Annotated in this window: 1 pseudogene; it reads right to left on the bottom strand. The window is 58.5% G+C overall.

Annotated features, from left to right (window positions below):
- Window positions 1–205, bottom strand: a pseudogene (locus O2S87_RS19495) (ISH3 family transposase); the annotation flags it as partial.

The following is a 205-nucleotide window of genomic DNA, read 5'->3' as shown; positions in this document are numbered from 1 at the left end:
CGGCGGGGCGCCGCCACGTACATCCAGTGGAGATAGCGCCAGACGTTCTGTAACAGCAGGCTCACGACAAACAGCAATAGCCGTAATCCGGCATCACGAGAGCTCGTGAGAGCGAGGCTTTTCCTAGCCAACCGGTAGGAAGATTCGATGCCGAACCGCTTGCGGTAATGTTCCCGGGCATCGCGTGGAGTTTCGATAAACGGCG

It is taken from the genome of Halohasta sp. A2 (assembly GCF_056175805.1).
This window is presented reverse-complemented; position numbering and strand designations above follow the sequence as displayed.